The organism is Exiguobacterium sp. s39 (assembly GCF_018618925.1).
Lineage (GTDB): Bacteria > Bacillota > Bacilli > Exiguobacteriales > Exiguobacteriaceae > Exiguobacterium_A > Exiguobacterium_A abrahamii.
This window is the reverse complement of record NZ_JACSNA010000001.1, coordinates 864686-880959: the sequence shown is the minus strand read 5'-3', so window position 1 is coordinate 880959 and position 16274 is coordinate 864686. Positions and strand designations below refer to the sequence as shown.

22 protein-coding genes are annotated in these 16274 nt (G+C 48.7%); 11 read left to right on the top strand and 11 right to left on the bottom strand.

What is annotated here, in order from left to right; all coding sequences use genetic code 11:
- The first annotated feature begins 44 nt into the window (after positions 1-44).
- A complete protein-coding gene (locus KNQ11_RS04650) occupies positions 45-638 on the top strand; it encodes a TetR/AcrR family transcriptional regulator (RefSeq protein ID WP_353049809.1) in 594 nt (197 codons plus the stop codon).
- 17 nt (positions 639-655) lie between these two features.
- Positions 656-1837: an MFS transporter gene (locus KNQ11_RS04645; protein ID WP_214770043.1), complete on the top strand. Its 1182-nt coding sequence runs from the start codon at positions 656-658 to the stop codon at positions 1835-1837.
- Between the two features lie 39 nt (positions 1838-1876).
- Here KNQ11_RS04645 and KNQ11_RS04640 read toward each other — a convergent pair whose 3' ends face one another.
- From KNQ11_RS04640 to KNQ11_RS04625, 4 genes are all read right to left on the bottom strand, one after another.
- Entirely contained in the window at positions 1877-2482 is a 606-nt protein-coding gene (locus tag KNQ11_RS04640; protein WP_214770040.1) for an HAD-IA family hydrolase, read from the bottom strand.
- On the bottom strand, positions 2454-3365 hold the full coding sequence (locus KNQ11_RS04635) for a PhzF family phenazine biosynthesis protein (protein ID WP_214770038.1): 912 nt from the start codon (positions 3363-3365) through the stop codon (positions 2454-2456). The genes KNQ11_RS04640 and KNQ11_RS04635 overlap by 29 nt, the downstream gene beginning before the upstream one ends.
- Positions 3362-4414: a flavin monoamine oxidase family protein gene (locus KNQ11_RS04630; protein WP_214770035.1), complete on the bottom strand. Its 1053-nt coding sequence runs from the start codon at positions 4412-4414 to the stop codon at positions 3362-3364. Before KNQ11_RS04630 ends, KNQ11_RS04635 begins: the two co-directional genes overlap by 4 nt.
- A gap of 80 nt (positions 4415-4494) precedes the next feature.
- Positions 4495-4671 carry a hypothetical protein gene (locus KNQ11_RS04625; protein ID WP_169738094.1) on the bottom strand — a complete coding sequence of 59 codons (177 nt, stop codon included), beginning with the start codon at positions 4669-4671 and terminating at the stop codon, positions 4495-4497.
- A gap of 213 nt (positions 4672-4884) precedes the next feature.
- Here KNQ11_RS04625 and KNQ11_RS04620 point away from each other — a divergent pair, with 213 nt between their 5' ends.
- From KNQ11_RS04620 to KNQ11_RS04610, 3 genes are all read left to right on the top strand, one after another.
- The gene (locus KNQ11_RS04620) at positions 4885-5166 is read left to right on the top strand and encodes a hypothetical protein (RefSeq protein WP_214770032.1); all 282 of its coding nucleotides are present in this window, start codon (positions 4885-4887) and stop codon (positions 5164-5166) included.
- 471 nt (positions 5167-5637) lie between these two features.
- On the top strand, positions 5638-5844 hold the full coding sequence (locus KNQ11_RS04615; RefSeq protein ID WP_023468270.1) for a helix-turn-helix transcriptional regulator: 207 nt from the start codon (positions 5638-5640) through the stop codon (positions 5842-5844).
- Positions 5844-6305 (top strand): DUF2178 domain-containing protein, encoded by a 462-nt coding sequence (locus KNQ11_RS04610; RefSeq protein ID WP_149427342.1) that lies wholly within the window; start codon positions 5844-5846, stop codon positions 6303-6305. Before KNQ11_RS04615 ends, KNQ11_RS04610 begins: the two co-directional genes overlap by 1 nt.
- Here KNQ11_RS04610 and KNQ11_RS04605 read toward each other — a convergent pair.
- Positions 6302-6718: a GNAT family N-acetyltransferase gene (locus KNQ11_RS04605; RefSeq protein ID WP_214770030.1), complete on the bottom strand. Its 417-nt coding sequence runs from the start codon at positions 6716-6718 to the stop codon at positions 6302-6304. The two genes, KNQ11_RS04610 and KNQ11_RS04605, sit on opposite strands and share 4 nt — an antisense overlap.
- Before the next feature lie 79 nt (positions 6719-6797).
- Here KNQ11_RS04605 and KNQ11_RS04600 point away from each other — a divergent pair, with 79 nt between their 5' ends.
- Positions 6798-7328 (top strand): GNAT family N-acetyltransferase, encoded by a 531-nt coding sequence (locus KNQ11_RS04600; RefSeq protein WP_214770027.1) that lies wholly within the window; start codon positions 6798-6800, stop codon positions 7326-7328.
- Entirely contained in the window at positions 7325-8110 is a 786-nt protein-coding gene (locus KNQ11_RS04595; RefSeq protein WP_149427339.1) for an endonuclease/exonuclease/phosphatase family protein, read from the top strand. Before KNQ11_RS04600 ends, KNQ11_RS04595 begins: the two co-directional genes overlap by 4 nt.
- 40 nt (positions 8111-8150) lie before the next feature.
- On the opposite strand, the gene KNQ11_RS04590 is transcribed toward KNQ11_RS04595, so the two are convergent.
- The 3 genes from KNQ11_RS04590 to KNQ11_RS04580 form a co-directional block, all read right to left on the bottom strand.
- Positions 8151-8636 carry a YusW family protein gene (locus KNQ11_RS04590; protein ID WP_244290134.1) on the bottom strand — a complete coding sequence of 162 codons (486 nt, stop codon included), beginning with the start codon at positions 8634-8636 and terminating at the stop codon, positions 8151-8153.
- Positions 8633-9286 carry a flavodoxin family protein gene (locus tag KNQ11_RS04585; RefSeq protein WP_280114016.1) on the bottom strand — a complete coding sequence of 218 codons (654 nt, stop codon included), beginning with the start codon at positions 9284-9286 and terminating at the stop codon, positions 8633-8635. The genes KNQ11_RS04590 and KNQ11_RS04585 overlap by 4 nt, the downstream gene beginning before the upstream one ends.
- 117 nt (positions 9287-9403) lie before the next feature.
- Complete coding sequence (locus KNQ11_RS04580; RefSeq protein ID WP_214770023.1) at positions 9404-9883, bottom strand: GNAT family N-acetyltransferase; 480 nt, start codon at positions 9881-9883, stop codon at positions 9404-9406.
- A gap of 121 nt (positions 9884-10004) precedes the next feature.
- Between KNQ11_RS04580 and KNQ11_RS04575 the strand changes: the two genes are divergently transcribed.
- A complete protein-coding gene (locus KNQ11_RS04575; RefSeq protein WP_023468262.1) occupies positions 10005-10451 on the top strand; it encodes a MarR family winged helix-turn-helix transcriptional regulator in 447 nt (148 codons plus the stop codon).
- 36 nt (positions 10452-10487) lie between these two features.
- Positions 10488-11756, top strand: coding sequence for an NAD(P)-binding domain-containing protein (locus KNQ11_RS04570; protein ID WP_214770019.1), 1269 nt, complete (start codon positions 10488-10490; stop codon positions 11754-11756).
- 20 nt (positions 11757-11776) lie between these two features.
- On the opposite strand, the gene KNQ11_RS04565 is transcribed toward KNQ11_RS04570, so the two are convergent.
- Positions 11777-12217 carry a VOC family protein gene (locus KNQ11_RS04565; RefSeq protein WP_214770016.1) on the bottom strand — a complete coding sequence of 147 codons (441 nt, stop codon included), beginning with the start codon at positions 12215-12217 and terminating at the stop codon, positions 11777-11779.
- 151 nt (positions 12218-12368) lie between these two features.
- Between KNQ11_RS04565 and KNQ11_RS04560 the strand changes: the two genes are divergently transcribed.
- Entirely contained in the window at positions 12369-13115 is a 747-nt protein-coding gene (locus KNQ11_RS04560) for a bacteriorhodopsin (protein ID WP_214770013.1), read from the top strand.
- A 250-nt stretch (positions 13116-13365) separates the two neighbouring features.
- Here KNQ11_RS04560 and KNQ11_RS04555 read toward each other — a convergent pair whose 3' ends face one another.
- A complete protein-coding gene (locus KNQ11_RS04555) occupies positions 13366-13788 on the bottom strand; it encodes a hypothetical protein (protein ID WP_214769999.1) in 423 nt (140 codons plus the stop codon).
- A gap of 81 nt (positions 13789-13869) precedes the next feature.
- Between KNQ11_RS04555 and KNQ11_RS04550 the strand changes: the two genes are divergently transcribed.
- A complete protein-coding gene (locus KNQ11_RS04550) occupies positions 13870-14373 on the top strand; it encodes a DNA topology modulation protein (protein ID WP_214769996.1) in 504 nt (167 codons plus the stop codon).
- A 140-nt stretch (positions 14374-14513) separates the two neighbouring features.
- Here the strand turns inward: KNQ11_RS04550 and KNQ11_RS04545 are convergent, their stop codons facing one another.
- Entirely contained in the window at positions 14514-16220 is a 1707-nt protein-coding gene (locus KNQ11_RS04545; RefSeq protein ID WP_214723142.1) for a methyl-accepting chemotaxis protein, read from the bottom strand.
- Between the last annotated feature and the right edge of the window lie 54 nt (positions 16221-16274).

Below are 16274 nucleotides of genomic sequence, written 5' to 3'. Positions count from 1 at the left end.
TTTGAAATTTGCTGTTACAGTGTTACCTAACGACCGTTAGGAAGGTGATTCATCTGAAAGCCCAACAATTGTTACAGACGAGCATCCATCATTTTGCCGCACACGGCTATGAAGGGGCATCGTTGCAAGAGATCGCGACAGAGGTTGGCATAAAAAAGCCATCGATCTATGCGCACTATAAAGGGAAGGACGACCTGTTCCTGCAAGCGACGACGTACGCCTTGCAAGAACAAAAGCGCCGCTTTGCGACGTATTTCACGAGTACGCGGCAGCAGCCGCTCGAGCAATCGCTGCACGGCTTCTTCGATTGGTTCATTTCGGAACAGCAAGATGATATCCTGATGCGATTCATTCTTCGGGCTGCCTATTTTCCACCGGAAAAGCTCGAACAAGAAATGACGGACCGCTTCAATCCGTTTTTCGATTCGCTGCACGATCTATTGACGCGATTACTTCGCGAACGAGACCGAACGGAACAGATTCTCTATTCGACGGATTACAAAAGTGCCGCTCTCGCCTATCTGACGGTTGCGGAAGGTACGCTGACGGAACTCGTCTACCACGGTGTCGACGCGTTTCACGCTCGACAGCAAGCTGTCTGGCCGATCGTCTGGCGCGGTATGTCAAAAACGATTTAATTCTATTGAGGTGAACTATGCAAAACAATACATTGATTTTAAGTACACTCCTGCTCAACTTATTCATCGCCTTTTTAGGCATCGGACTCGTCATTCCCGTCACACCGACGATCATGAACGAGTTGAACATCTCCGGGGCGACAGTCGGTTACATGGTTTCCGCCTTCGCCTTTGCGCAACTAATTCTTTCACCACTCGCGGGACGTGCCGTTGACAAGTACGGACGTAAACCGATGATCATCATCGGTTTATTCATCTTCAGCATGTCCGAGCTCTTATTCGGTCTCGGTCAAAGCGTCGAAGTCCTGTTCGCGTCACGGATTCTCGGTGGTGTCAGTGCGGCATTCATCATGCCAGCCGTCACGGCATTCATCGCTGATATCACGACGAACGAAACTCGTCCGAAAGCGCTCGGATATATGTCTGCTGCCATCTCGACCGGTTTCATCATCGGACCGGGGATTGGTGGGTTCCTCGCTGACCTTGGCTCGCGGACACCGTTCTTCTTTGCTGCTGCGTTCGGTTTGACAGCGATGGTGTTATCCGTCTTTACGCTTAAGGAACCGGAACGTCACTACGAGACAACGACGGTCAAACAACAGACGGGTTTCCGGAAAGTCTTCAGTCCGCTCTATTTCATCGCTTTTCTTGTCCTGTTGATCTCATCGTTCGGTCTTGCCTCATTCGAGTCGTTGTTCGCCTTGTTCGTCGATCGGAAGTTCGGCTTCACGGCGAAGGACATTGCGCTTGCGATTTCTCTCGGTGCGATCGTCGGCGTCATCGTCCAAGTTGGACTGTTCGATCGTTTGACGCGCTGGTTCGGTGAGATTCGCTTGATTCGGTACAGCTTGATCGGTTCGACACTGCTCGTCGTCTTGATGACGTTCGTGACGAACTATCTCTCGATCATTCTCGTGACGATGGTCGTCTTCGTCGGTTTCGACTTGATGCGCCCCGCTGTCACGACCTATCTTTCGAAGATTGCCGGAAATGAACAGGGATTCGTCGGCGGAATGAACTCGATGTTTACGAGCATCGGCAACATTCTCGGACCGATCGTTGGTGGACTACTCTTTGACGTCAATTTGAACTATCCGTTCTATTTTGCGACAGTCATGCTCGCAGTCGGCATTTTACTGACGTATTTCTGGCGTGCACCACTCGCTGAAGCAACCGAAGCAGATCGGTTGTCTTCTTAAAAAACAGCCCCGTTTCCATCACTGGAAGCGGGGCTGTCGTTATGTCAGTAACAATTCCTTTAATCGACCGGGCGACGTTATGGTATACGTCGCAACGGTCTGACTCGTATGTTCGCTTATCAAACACGTCTTGATACCGGCACGATGTCCGGCTAAGACGTCGAGTTCCCGGTCTCCAATCATGATCGTCTCGTCTCGTGCCATCTGGTGCCGATCGATCAAGTACGTGACAGCTTCCGGATCCGGTTTTCGGGCGAATCCATCCGGTGCTGTCAACACGTCTTGAAAATGATGCGTCATCCCATGTTTTGCAAGCAACGCATGAATCGATGTTCCACGATGGGTGACGATATGATGCGTCGCACCTCTCGTCGATAACACCTCTAGCAGTTCACGGATTCCGAGAAACGGTTCAGACTGTTCTTGTTCGATGATCATCTTTTGTTGCTTGTAGTTCAGAATGAACGCTTCGGACACACCAAACGCCTCATACGTCGTTTTTGCCGAGATCGCCATCAGCTCTGCTACTTGCTCGCGTTCAACCGTTCGCCCCTCACGCTCGAGTAATTCCACGAACACATCGACTAACACCGGATATGTATCAAACAAGGTGCCATCAAAATCCCAAATGAAGTGTTTTAACATCTGCCTCTTCCTCTCCCGCTCTCTTGACGCCGACAAAGACGGCTTGCCCGTCCATCTCGACTTTCCATTTGCTGTGATCAAGACCTTCGCCAGAAATACGGATTCCGACCTGACCGGGTCGACCCACCTCGTGTCCTTGTTCGACGATGATCGCTGTTTCCGTTGCAAGTGGCTGGATGAATTTCCGGTAATAGACGCCCATCACACCACTCGCCGTTCCCGTAACCGGATCTTCGATGCTTCCTGCTCCCGTTGCTGAGAAGTGACGTCCGTGCATCGTCGCTTGTCGGTCATATGTATCGAAACAAATCGGATGAATCGAGGCTTGTGGGAAGTCGGTCAACACGGTGGCAAAGCGTTGGTTATCCGGCACCATCCGGTGAAAGTCCTCAAGTCGACGAATCGGGAGGAGCAGTGTCCAGTTCCCAGTACTGCCGTATACGATTGGCCATCGGTCATCGAGATGTTTCAATTCGAGACCGATTGCGGCTAGAACGTGCTTTATGTCACCGTCAAACTGATGTAATTGTGGTTGTCCTTGTTGCAAGCGAAACATTCCGATTGCTAAACGCATCACAGGCAAGATGCCTGACTTTGTCTCGATCTGACATATCGTAGATAAACGGATTTTTGAATCGAGTGCCGTTAATGCAGCGATCGTACCATGGCCGCATAAATCCATTTCCCGTTCCGGTGCAAAGTAGCGCATGCGGTAGTCCGCTTGCTCGGATGACAAGACGAACGTCGTCTCGGTAAAGCCGTTCGTACGAGCGATTCGTTGCATTTCCGACTCAGTCAATTGATCGGCGTCTAAGACGACCCCAGCTGGATTACCGCTTCCTGGCGTCGTCGTGAACACATCATAATGTAGCGTCTCGATCATTTTTCTCTTCCTCTCTTTTCTAAATAGCGTTCAACGGATCGTAAGGCGCCTTCTAAGTGTCCACCATGACTCGGATCGGTCTCTGTTCCAATCAGTGAAATCGCTGCATGTTCCACTCCGAGATTAACGGCATGATATGCCGGGAAATCCACGAGCGGTGCTGCATCAGCTCGTGTTGCTGTCCAACTATCCGTCGACCAGTCTTTATACGCCCAACCAATCGACTGACGCGCTTGTTCACCGAACAGACGAACCAGCTGCGCGAGTAACGTTTCCTTGATTTCCGCCTCGGTCAATAACTGTCGTTCACGTGCCGGCGTCCGGAAAAAACCGAACAACGCTCCCGGTCCGTCTTGTGGGGAAGCGTCATGAATCTCTTGCACCATCCCAGTCCAGCTGATTGCCTGACCGGACCAGCCTGAATCACGCCAAAACGGTTTCTCGTAAAAAATCAGACATTTCGCTTGCTGCGCCATCCAGGTCGGTAATGCTGCGAGTTCATCCAGGACTGCTTCAGGTAAAGCTGGCACATACGATAGTCTTGCCGCTAGACGTGGTGGTAGTGCGAGAACGATCTCATCGAACGATTGACTTTTCCTTCCTGAACTGACGACAATCCGGTTCGTGACATCAATCTGGCTGATCGGAGACTTGAGTCGAATCGTTCCCGGTGTGAGTCGTGCAGCAAGTGCCGTAGCAACGGAGCGAATTCCGTCACGAAGGCGAAGCGCCGTCGGTTGATTCGCAACTACATGTGACTCGATGCCGTCAGCCCGTTCGAGTCGAAGCGCTCCCGCCGCATATTGCTCTAGTGTCGGTAAATCGAATCGATGAATCAAATCGACCATCAATGGTTCACTGTCCGGCCAAAACCAAGTCGGTCCAAGATCAAACGCATATGCTTGTCCTGCTAGTTCGAAATCGACCGTCTCAATTCTCCCTCCGATTCGGTCACGTGCTTCATAGATCGTCACGGCGTGTCCAAGCTCCTGCATACGCGTCGCGAGATACAAACCACTGATTCCTGCTCCAATGATGGCAACGTTCATTTCACTTCATCCTCTCTATTTGAGATGCTTGTTTTAGTATACCGGAACACGCGAAAAAACAAGGACGAGACGTCCTTGCCTTAGGATGATTGCATTTGCTGCCAGTCGTCTTCTTCATAAATCGATTGAACCCATTCGATCGAAACATACAAGGATCGGGCAATCGCTTCGTCCGTCTTACCCAGTTTTCGCAACAGATGGACAATCCGAATCCTTCGTTCGAGCTCCCGGTCATCCGGTATCAGTTCAGGCATCATCTTCTCTTCTCCTCTCCACTGAATCGGCGATGGCGTTTTCAAAAGAATACCCGATAATTATCTGAATATTCCGATTGATGTGCAGAAGCGAGGATTTTTGATAAAGTTCAGAGATAGATAACAGAAAGGAAATCATCGCTTTTTGTAGAATCATATTTAATAGGCGCAACAGTAGGATTTCTTGCGTCAACCAAACAGAATAGGAGCATGCATATGATTAAACGTCAAGCACTATTTCGCCTGTCGATCGGCTTGCTGCTGATGGGTGTCTTTGGCGGTATCCTGTTAGATGCCATCGGCTTCTTTCCACACGCAACAGCTTACTTAATGAGCATCCCGATTGCTTCGAATAGCACGGAGTTTTGGCTAGGATGGATTTTATCCGGTATGACGATCACCGGCCTGGTCACGCTCTTCTTATCTTTACGTCATCATCAGGGATTGACGACGTTCGCTTGTCTCATGGCTATCATTATGACACCTTACGCATTTTAATGCTCACGTGGGCTTCAGATGACTGATCCTAAAAAATGACGCGTCTTTTCACGCCCTTTCCTCAGGCGAGACACAAGCCAGTTTTCCCGCTCCGTTCGAGCAGGAAAACTGGTCTTGTTTGTCTCTGACAGCGCAAAATCGCGCTTTTTCCTATAGGAGTGGCGTGTAATGTGTCATTTTTTTATATCCAGAAGAAGGATCAGAGAAGCGTTTTGTTCACTCCATATCACTTTCTAGGGAAAACAAGCAAGAGCGACCCTGCAGCGAAGCGAAGCGATGCTAGTCCCAGGAAAACGATTCGAGATGAACAAAAAAGCGCAATCCTTTTCGTTAAAAAAATTTACGCTTTGTCTTCAGTCTGAGGAGTTGACTTTTGAGTCAGCTCCATTTTTTACATACATGACGTAAAGTCTACTTTACAAAATGTAAACCCGACTTTACAATGTAAACAACTGGAAAGGAGGTCGTCAGATGAAACTGACGAACCATGTCCGCCTCTATCGTCAACAGCACAAGTGGACACAAGAGCAGTTCGCTGAACGAATCGGTGTGACACGACAAACCGTCATCTCACTTGAAAAAGGAAGCTATACACCGTCGCTCTTACTCGCGATGCAGATTGCCCGCGTCTTTGATTGCCCGATCGAGGAACTATTTCAATTAGAGGAGGAATCCTGATGAAACGTGTCGTCACTCAATCTTTACTTAATTGTTGTCTCTACTTTTTAGCTGCTTATCTCATTAGTGCCATTCATGCTAATCTGCAGTTATTTCAAGATGATCCTGTATCCGGTACGGGATTGTCGCTGAAATTAGATGTAATGGGTGTCCTTCCAGTGCTAGTGATTGCGATAGTCCTCTCGATCGTCAGCTATTTCTTACGAGAAGACCGTTCGCGTTCGTTTGCGACAGCAGAATTTTCCGACTCCGACGAACGTGAGGCACTGATCACCGGTAAAGCGACTCGAGCAGCGTACGTTGCTTTTATGATCAGCCTTCCCGTTCTAATGATTGCCTTTTTGTTTGAGCAACCGTTACTCCAACTGTATCCAGCGTTTCCGTTTTATGCGATTGCTCTTGTCTTATCGATCGGAACACTTACGTACATGTCGGCTTGGATCGTGCACGTCCGGCGTTAAAGTCGCTTGACGAAGAAGTATTGAGTTTGTCCAATCGATGGATGATCGGTCAGTCGTCCATACTCTTCATAACCATGTTTGCGGTAAAAGTCTGGTGCTTGAAAATCAAACGTGTCCAAAAGAATTTTCGTACACCTTGCTTCCTTCGCATATCCTTCGATTGCTTGCAGCAGGCGGGTTCCGACACCTGCCTGTCGTGCTGTATCGCTCACCCAAAGGAACTGGACATGAATGTGTTGCCAACCGTAAGACGCGGTAATTCCTCCGATGCATTCGCCCTTCTCGTTATATGCTGTAAAACAAAGTTCTTCCGATTGTTCATATAAGGCTTTAGGAACATGTTGCCGATTGTAGGCAATCAATTGCTCGCGGATGAATGTCCTATCTTCCTTCATTCCAGTTTGAATTTTCATTTCTTCTCTCCTTAAATTTACAAATGATACCATTCCTGCCATAATGATAGCATATTCCATCTAGAACGGAGGATTACATATGCAGACGATGCACCACTCGTTCGATACACAACGGTACCAGATTCGACCGGCTCGACTCAGTGACGCTGAAGCCCTCGCTGAACTCCGCCAAACACTCGATGCGGAAACGGAATACTTCGACCGAATGCCTGGTGAGGACGTGATGACGGCGACGGATTTCGCAGATCAGTTACGCGATTCCTCGGTTCCGGATCGTATCCTCGTCGTCGAGCGCGAGGGACGACTCATCGCCTACGCCCGGTGTCGTGGTTTTCATTTAAAACGTTTCGCGCACAAGGCATCATTTGGACTCGGTGTACTTCAATCCGACTGGGGGCAAGGAATCGGTACCCAACTGCTGGAACGAATGATTGCTTGGGCAAAAGCGCAATCCCTGCAAAAAATTCAGCTCGAAGTCGTCGAGACGAACCTCGGCGCCATTCGCCTCTATCAGCGACATGGATTTCAAGAAGAAGGACGACTGCGTCATGACCGGTTATTATCGGATGGTTGCTTTTACGATACGGTGTTGATGGGCTTACAGCTATGAGTCTTTCATTGTCGATTGCGACATATAACATCTGGCATCACCCGCACAAACGACAAAAACGGTTCGAGGCGTTATGCGCGGAGATCAAGCAACACCAACCGGACATTCTCCTTCTGCAAGAAGTCATGTCGACGTTTCATCCGGATGAACCATTCGTCTCGATCGCTGAGCACCTCGCAGAGGCGACCGGTTATCCGTATTGGATGATGGATCCTTACATGGATTCACCAGATGAAGGACTTGCCATTCTGACGAAATTGCCGTTTGAACGAACGGATTCGAGTGCCGCTGCGACAGCAAACATCAACCACCACTGTGCGATTCGGATCCCGTTTTCGATTGACGGTGTTCGTTTTGCCGTGACGAACATTCATTTCAATTGGCGTGCTTCAGACATCCGACTCGATCAACTTCGATTCGTCAACGAATGGATTGCCTCACAGACGGATGACACGACGATCGAGTTCTTAGGCGGTGACTTTAATGATGGTCCAAACTCTGTTCTGCATCAAGCTGCGCTTAAGGAATGGGTCGATCTCGCCGGTAGTTTTGCCGCTCGTACAGGACAAATTGCCGCCGCGACGCTTGATTCCGTGACGAATCCGTACGTAAGGAAGAATGACGGCATTACAAGCCCCGTTCGATATGATTGGTTACTCTGTCAGCGTTCACTTTCACAGGTGACCTTACAGCACGTCCAGCTGATCGGAAATCATCGACTGCAGCATCACCTTGTACCGAGCGATCATTACGGTGTCCTCGCTCATGTGAAGCTACACTAAGACAACAGGTCTACACCCCTTATGGGCGCAGACCTGTTGTTTATTTTTTATATTCTTTTTCGGTTCCGTCTGAGAATTCGATTTCAACCTCTAAGCGAGAAGCATCCTGGATCGCAAACACACGTTCAACCTCACTGATGACCTCTTTTTCAGATGTATCCGCATCAATCTTTAAGTTCTTGAACTTCGCGTCGAGTTCCGTCATCGCGTCGTCTCCTTGCTTTTGCTCCCCTTTATAGCGATATTCCGCTTCCGTTCCGTCATTATCCCGATCATAACTAATATCAATGGCATCGTTATCCCCTTCAACGTCCGCTTCAATCGACAGACTGTTGAAGCCATAATCCGTGTCGGCATTTTTCGTTACCGTATCTTTGTCTTGCATCGTATCGTCGGTCGTGTTCGAATTCGTTGATCCTTCTTCGACCTTGTCCGTCGACGTTTCGTCGTTTCCGCAACCCGCAAGCATTAAACTCATCGCGAACAACGTTGCGACACCATATCCTGTTAAACGTTGTTTTTTCATTCCATCACATTCCCTTCTGCTGGAATCGGGTGTTCCTTTAACATCTTCGCAAAATGGTATAGGTTGGCAGCTAAAAACTGTGCGTGCCGCTTCGTAAAATCGTTGTTCCGTCCTGCTTCGATGTACGATGGTCCTGGTCCCGCTTCACCGACCCAGTAAGCATCGACGTTCGGCGGAATCGTAAAGCCGATATGCGACAGACCGTACAAGATGGAAGCAGACGCATGTTTAGCTCCATCTTCATTCCCCGTGACGATGACGCCACCGACCTTGTTGTAGTAGATTGCTTGTCCAAGATCGTTCGTCAGCCCGCTCCCTCCGTACAATCGTTCAATGACTTGCGTCGCAACACTACTTTTTTCACCCAACCAGAGCGGTGTTCCGATGACAACGATGTCCGCCCGCTTCACCTTTTCGAAAATCACGGGCCATTCATCCGCGTTGCCTTCGTCTTCCGTGACGCCGAACGCCACTTGGTGATCGACGATCCGGACAATTTCTGAAGTGACGTCCTCTTGTTTCCAATATGCAATCACGTCACGGATCAGCGCCTCCGTATTCGATGGTTCACGTGATGCTTTTAAGGTGCAGTTTAAAAATAAGGCGTGCAACATCCATCCATCCTCCTCCGTCATTTTAAGTAACATCATACGTCTTTAGTACTTTCCTTCTTCCATCGACGGATAAACTAAAAACCCTCGCTTCAGCGAAGGCAGGTCATGCTAGAAGATTTGAAATGAACAATCAAGCGTGTAAACATCACTTCATTACCTGAGGTCATTTCGTCGCTCAAATAACAACGTGTCTCGCCAGACACCATGATGCTGTGCGATGGCACGTCGTCGACCGACTAGCTCGAACGCAAGTCGCTCATGCAGCCGTCTGCTTGCGATGTTTTCTGGGAACATGTGTGATTGAAGCGTCCATATCCCGTTGGCGTCCGCATAGGTGATCAACGCCTCCATTAAGAATCGTCCACCGCCGAGTCCTCGAGCGGAACGCTCCAGATATATACTGACTTCTCGAACGCCACGGTAGACATGACGTTCAGAAACACGTCCCAGTTTAGCCCAGCCAATCACTTTTCCACCTTGCTCTAGAACGAATCGTTCAGATTGCGTCAGCGTTGTCCACCACTCTTGCTCATGAATCATCGTTTCGAACGTCGCGTTCCCTTCTTCTACTCCTTGACGATAGATGGCTAACACAGTGCTACGATCTTCCTCTTCCATCGAACGAACAAGCATCCAATTCCCCCTTTCCTTATTTAAAATTGAATATGAGAAAATCATATATTTATTATTTGCAATTTGCAAGTTTATATCGTATAACTGATTCATAAGCAAAATAGAGAAAGGAGAGCTATACATGAATGAAACTCGTGAATTATTTCAAACGTTCACCCGGCGCTTCGGATTATTGAATAAGAATTGTTGTGCCGTCCTAGATGAAGAGATATCTCTCGTTCAAAGTCATCTGCTGTATCAGGTTGCCAAACATCCTGACTCGGCAATGCAAGAAATTGCTGACCAACTCGCTCTTGATATCACTACGTTCAGCAGACAAGTACAAACATTGATTAAGCGGGACCTACTCGTAAAGCGTCCCGCGATCAACGATCGGCGAATTCACCTACTTCGCCTGTCCGAGAAAGGATTACGTGTTGCTCAAGCCATTGACGAAGAGATGAACACGTATCTTGATTCCATCTTCTCATCAATGACTTCCTTCGAAAAAGCACATGTCCTCCAGGCAATCGACTTGCTGAACACGAAGATGGGCGAGAGTGACGTCTGCTGTAAACCATGTCTCTAATACTTGCAACTTACAAATAAAAAGGAGGTTTTATTCATGTCATACGCTTCTTCCCACCCCATCGTCATCATCGGTGCCGGTCCGATCGGTCTTTCAGCTGCAGCTCAACTTGTAGTGGAAGGTCAATCGTTTTTACTATTTGAGAAAGGTCCTTCGGTTGCCCACCATATCAAACAATGGGAACACGTTCGGATGTTTTCGACGTGGCAATACAATATTAGTGACGCAGCACGTCACTTGCTCGAGCTGACGGACTGGATTGCACCAGCAAACGATACTGTGCCGACCGGAACTGAATTGATCAAACAATACCTTGCCCCACTTGCTGCATTACCGGAAATTGCTCCCTCTCTACATTTCCAACATAAGATTCTCTCGATCTCACGGGCAGGTCTAGACAAGATGACGAATGCCTCACGTGATGTAACACCGTTCGAATTAGTCATAGACACGCCGAACGGACGTAAACATATTCTCGCTCGCGCGGTCATCGATGCGTCTGGCGTCCTCGGGCGACCAAACCCTGCAATCAGTTCCGGACATCGAGTCGAAATTGAGCAGAACTTATCTGTCCGGTATTCGATCGTAGATGCGAAACGTGATACTGTTGTTTTCGCTAATCAATCCGTCGCTGTCATCGGTAGCGGGCACTCGGCTTTGAACTCGCTCCTTGAACTCGTTTCCATTAAAGAGCAACACCCTGAAACGGAGATTCATTGGATCCTTCGCAAATCTGACCCCGTTCAAGCTTACGGAGGAGAAGACAAGGATGCACTGGAAGGTCGCGGGGCACTCGGTTCGCGTATCCGTCAGCTCGTTGAACGAGATCAGATTAGGGTTCACTCCAGCTTCAAGACCCAATCCATTGAATCGAAAGGAAAGTCGTTTGACATCACTGCTCAAGATGGTCGGTCTCTCCATCATATCAATCAGTTGATCGTCAATGCAGGAAGTCGACCCGACTTTTCGTTCCTCGAGGAAGTACGGCTTGACATCGACCCTGTCACCGAGAGTAGTCGAATACTTGCTCCTCTGATTGATCCGAACCTTCATAGTTGCGGGACTGTCCGTCCACATGGGGAAGCGGAGTTACGTCATCCAGATCACGGACTTTATCTGGTCGGTGCGAAGAGTTACGGTCGTGCTCCGACCTTCCTGCTTGCGACCGGTTATGAACAAGTTCGATCAATCGTCGCTTTTCTTGTCGGAGACGAGGCACGTGCGAAGCAGGTCAAGTTATCATTACCAGAGACGGGTGTGTGCAACGTTTCTCTGCCACAATCATCGACTTCCTGTTGTTCTTAAATATATACATCGGACCAGTCTTAGACAGGTCCGATTTTTTCTGCCAACTCAATAATCACGCCTTCTGGCCCTCTTACGTAACATAAGCGATACTCATTTTCGTAATTCGCGACGTCGCCAATCGACTGATATCCATTGTCCGCTAAACGTTCGACGAGCGCGGCGAGTTCTGTTACTTCAAAACAGAGATGACGCAATCCACTCGCATGGACGGATTGGATTACGGAAGCCGTGTCACGCGGGTGTTTGAACCGAACGAGTTCGAGCCATATCGGTTCACTTGGTAATCCGAGTGCAGCACACTCCGTCTCCGCTCCCTCTAGATTCAATAAACGATCGAGTAACTCTCCTTTCACCTCCCAACGTCCGCGTACTTCGAGACCACAAAGTGAAAAAAAGTAAATCGCTTCTTCTAGATTCAAGACGTTCAGGCTGATATGATCCGTTCGTTTAATCGACATACGTCACTCCTCCTCAAGTGTGTCAAAATGTTGTCAAACCGTTGACAGACTGCACATCAAGAGCGTTTCGACGTGGTGTCTGAAGTTTGTATCGTCAGTAAAATAAAAGTATGAAAGGTCGTGTCCACTTACGAAAAGGAGTCGAAACAACATGGAAGACGTTAACCTTCTCGTCCTTGCGACCCAGTACATGTTCTGGGTCGGATTCGTCGGAATGGCCGCCGGTACGCTCTATTTTCTCGTCGAACGAAATTCCCTTGCCCCGGAATACCGCTCAACCGCAACAGTCGCTGCTCTCGTCACGTTCGTCGCTGCGATTCATTACTATTTCATGAAGCAAGCTGTCGGGGAATCGGGTTTGTTGTCGGAGATCGATGGTTTTCCGACTGAAATCCGCTACATCGATTGGCTCGTGACGACGCCTCTCTTGCTGATCAAGTTTCCGCTGTTACTCGGTTTAAAAGGTGGGAAAGGGCGTTCCCTTCTGACGAAACTCGTCATCGCGGACATCATCATGATCATCGGTGGTTACATCGGAGAGTCGTCCATCAATCTAGCGGGTGGCTTCACGCAACTCGGTCTTTGGGCATACGTCGTCGGTTGTATCGCATGGTTTTATATCATTTATCTCTTGTTCACGAACGTCACGAAAGCCGCTGAAGATAAGCCTGCCCCGATTCGTAAAGCCTTGCTGCAGATGCGCTTGTTCATCTTGATCGGATGGGCGATCTATCCGGTCGGTTACGCGGTCACCTTGTTTGCACCCGGCATCGAGATACAACTCGTCCGCGAATTGATCTATAACTTCGCTGACTTGATCAACAAGGTCGGATTTGGTCTGATTGCCTTCTTCGCCGTCAAGACGATGTCTGCTACGAAAAATTTGAAATCGACTTAATCAAAAGGGGCTGACTCAAAAGTCAGTCTCTACAAAGATAAGGGTGGCAGAATAATGATCTGCCTCCCTTATTTAGTAACAAAAAGAATGACACGTCACACGCCACTCCTACAGGAACAAGCGCATTTATGCGCTGTCAGAGACGAACAAGACCCGATTTCCTGCTTAAATGAAGCAGGAAAACTGGCTTGTGTCTCGCCTGAGGAAAGGGCGTAAAAAGACGCGTCATTCTTTTTTTGAGTCAGCCTCTTCATTTGAATTCATGCTGTAAATCCTGTGGAAATCCTCCGTTTTTAAAGGTGAAACTTGACAGCCTAATCCGGTTCCCATCCATATCTAGAAAATAAGTTACGTTAGGTTCATTTGCAAATTCGACTTCAATTGAAGCCGGATTCGCCGAAGACTCATACGAAAATTTTTGTGTTTTTGTAGTGTAGACTTCATCCGGGAATTGCCGTGCTAATTCTATCTTAAGCAATTTCTCATCCTCAGCAATCTGTTGATTGACGAGCGTCGGTCGGATGTACCAAAATGAACTACACCCGATTGCAACCAAACCAAGCAAAATCAAGCCATACCACTTCCAACGCTGCGGCAGGAATATCACGCCGCAACCGATTACGAGTAGTGTAAAAACGATCGTCATCCCTTCGATTATGAAATTTGGTACCATCTCATTCACTCCTTTCGTTCTATCCTCGACTAGAAAACCGTGGTATGATCAATTTCTATGACAAAAAATAGGAGGTCTACGATGCGAAAGATCATTTTGATTGGTTCTGGTGGATCCGGTAAATCGACGCTTGCCCGCGAGATGGGCAAAAAACTCAGCTATCCTGTTGATCACCTCGACAGTTTATTATGGCGTCCGAACTGGGAGACAGTTTCGCGTGAGGAACAACGCCAGATTCAACACATGCTCACGTCGCGCGACACGTGGATCATCGACGGTAATTACAGTGGAACGCTTGATTTACGAATTGATGCCGCCGATACAATCATCTTCCTTGACCTACCACGGACACTCTGTCTGTACCGGGCATTGAAAAGGACATGGCGCTATCGCAAGACCGGTCGACCGGATATGGCGGCAGGCTGTCCCGAGAAACTATCGTTCGATTTTCTGAAATGGATTTGGCGTTTCCCGATCGATAAGCGACCGAGTATTCTTTCAACGCTTACAGCGACGTCCGATAAACAAGTCATCCATCTGACGTCCCGTCGTGCTGTCAAACAATTTCTTCAATCACTTTCATAACATCTATCTGCTGCTTTGTATCACTCTTACTTAACCTGTACATACGACGCCACACGCTTACTCCCCTGCTTGTTTTCCATTCATTACCACAAATAAAAAAACGACCATGATGAATTACCTCATGGTCGTCGTTCAATATCTTACACGGTGAATCTGCCTGTGACTTGTTTTAAATCATCCGCCATCGTCGCGAGTGACTGCGACGCGGATGAGATTTCTTCCATCGATGCCATCTGCTCCTCCGTCGAAGCGGAGATGTTTTGTGTTCCGGCAGCAGTCCCTTCCGTCACTGCTTGAATCGTTCGCATGACGGAGGCAATCTGCTCACTCGCTGCCGCCATTTCCTGTACGGCACCGGACACTTCTTCGACGTGCCCTGTCACGTCGGTGATCGCTGTCTCGATTTCTAAGAATGAGGCACCGGCTTGATCAGCGACGGCAATTCCACTCGTCATCTCGGTCGAAACCTTCTCCATCGAGGCGACCGATGCTTCCGTCTCTTGTTGAATGACACGAATCAACGACTCGATCTGTTTTGCCGAGACCGCCGACTGCTCCGCGAGCGTCTTGACTTCCGCTGCGACGACGGCGAATCCGCGTCCTTGTTCGCCAGCACGCGCTGCTTCGATTGCTGCGTTTAACGCGAGCAAGTTCGTCTGTGCCGCGACACCTTTGATCGAATCCGTGATTTGTCCGATTTCCTGCGATCGGTTACCAAGACCGTCAATGACGTGGCTCAGTCGAGAAACATCTTCTTGAATCCGTCCCATTTGGGTACCGAGTGTTCCGACGACTTGACCACCGAGTGCGACTTTTTCCATCGCATCCGCTGTGCGTTCCGTCATTTGTTGGGCATTACCGGCGACGTAACGGACCGACGTCGTCAACTCTTCGATCGTCCGTGAGGCATCCGATACTTGATGCAATTGTTGACTAGCACCGCTTGCCATCTCTTCCATCGTCACGGCGACCATTTCCGTTGCTTTCGTCGTCGATTCCGCGTTGACGCTTAACTCATCCGATGCGACAGCGACGCGGTCAGCCGTACCCGTTAGTTCAAGCACGACTTGTTGCTGTGACGCAATCATCTCGTTGAAGGACGTCGTCAACTGTCCAAGCTCGTCTTTTGAGTCGTATGTTCCACGGACGGTCAAGTCCCCGTTCCCTGATTGATCCATCCACCCCTGCAATTGACGAATCGGACGCGTGATGAGACGTGTAATGTACATTGCAAGTCCTGCAAACAAGAGGACCGCGAGTAAAAAGATGCCGAGCATTAAGTAAAAGGCCGTTTGTTTTTCTGCTTGATTCTGAGCGTCTAACGTCTTCGCTTGTTTTGTCATCGAAGCCATCAACGACTTCGCAGAATCCGCGACGTTATCCCGAACTTGTTCCAGACCTTGCGTGTATGCCGTATAGGCTTCTTCGGTTTCGTTGCGCGTCGCCGCATCCTGGACGATTGTCATCGAATTATCATAGGCTAGGACGTTATCCTTTAATTCTTCAAGCTGTTTCTTCTCTTTAGCATCGAATTGCCCTGTTTTTTCGACCTTCGTGACCGACGAACGAATCTGCGCCTGACGCGTATCGATCTCAGCTTGCAGTTCCGTGACCCGCGTATCGTCCTTCGTTAACATCATCTCGACTAAAAACGAATCGAGCGCGCGTGTATCGATCCGGATTTGCGCCACTTCCTGGATCGGTATTAAGTTTTTCTGATACATCGCTCGGGAAGCATTCGACATCTGATTTAAGAAATAAAGTCCTGCTCCCGCAATCAAAAGCATCGCAACGACGGCTGTTGCGATCAAAGCTTGTATCTTCCGTCTGACTGACATGTGTTTCATTCCATCCCCTCCCGTTTTTGTTATCGGTATAAGAATGAAAAAGTTGACTATTTT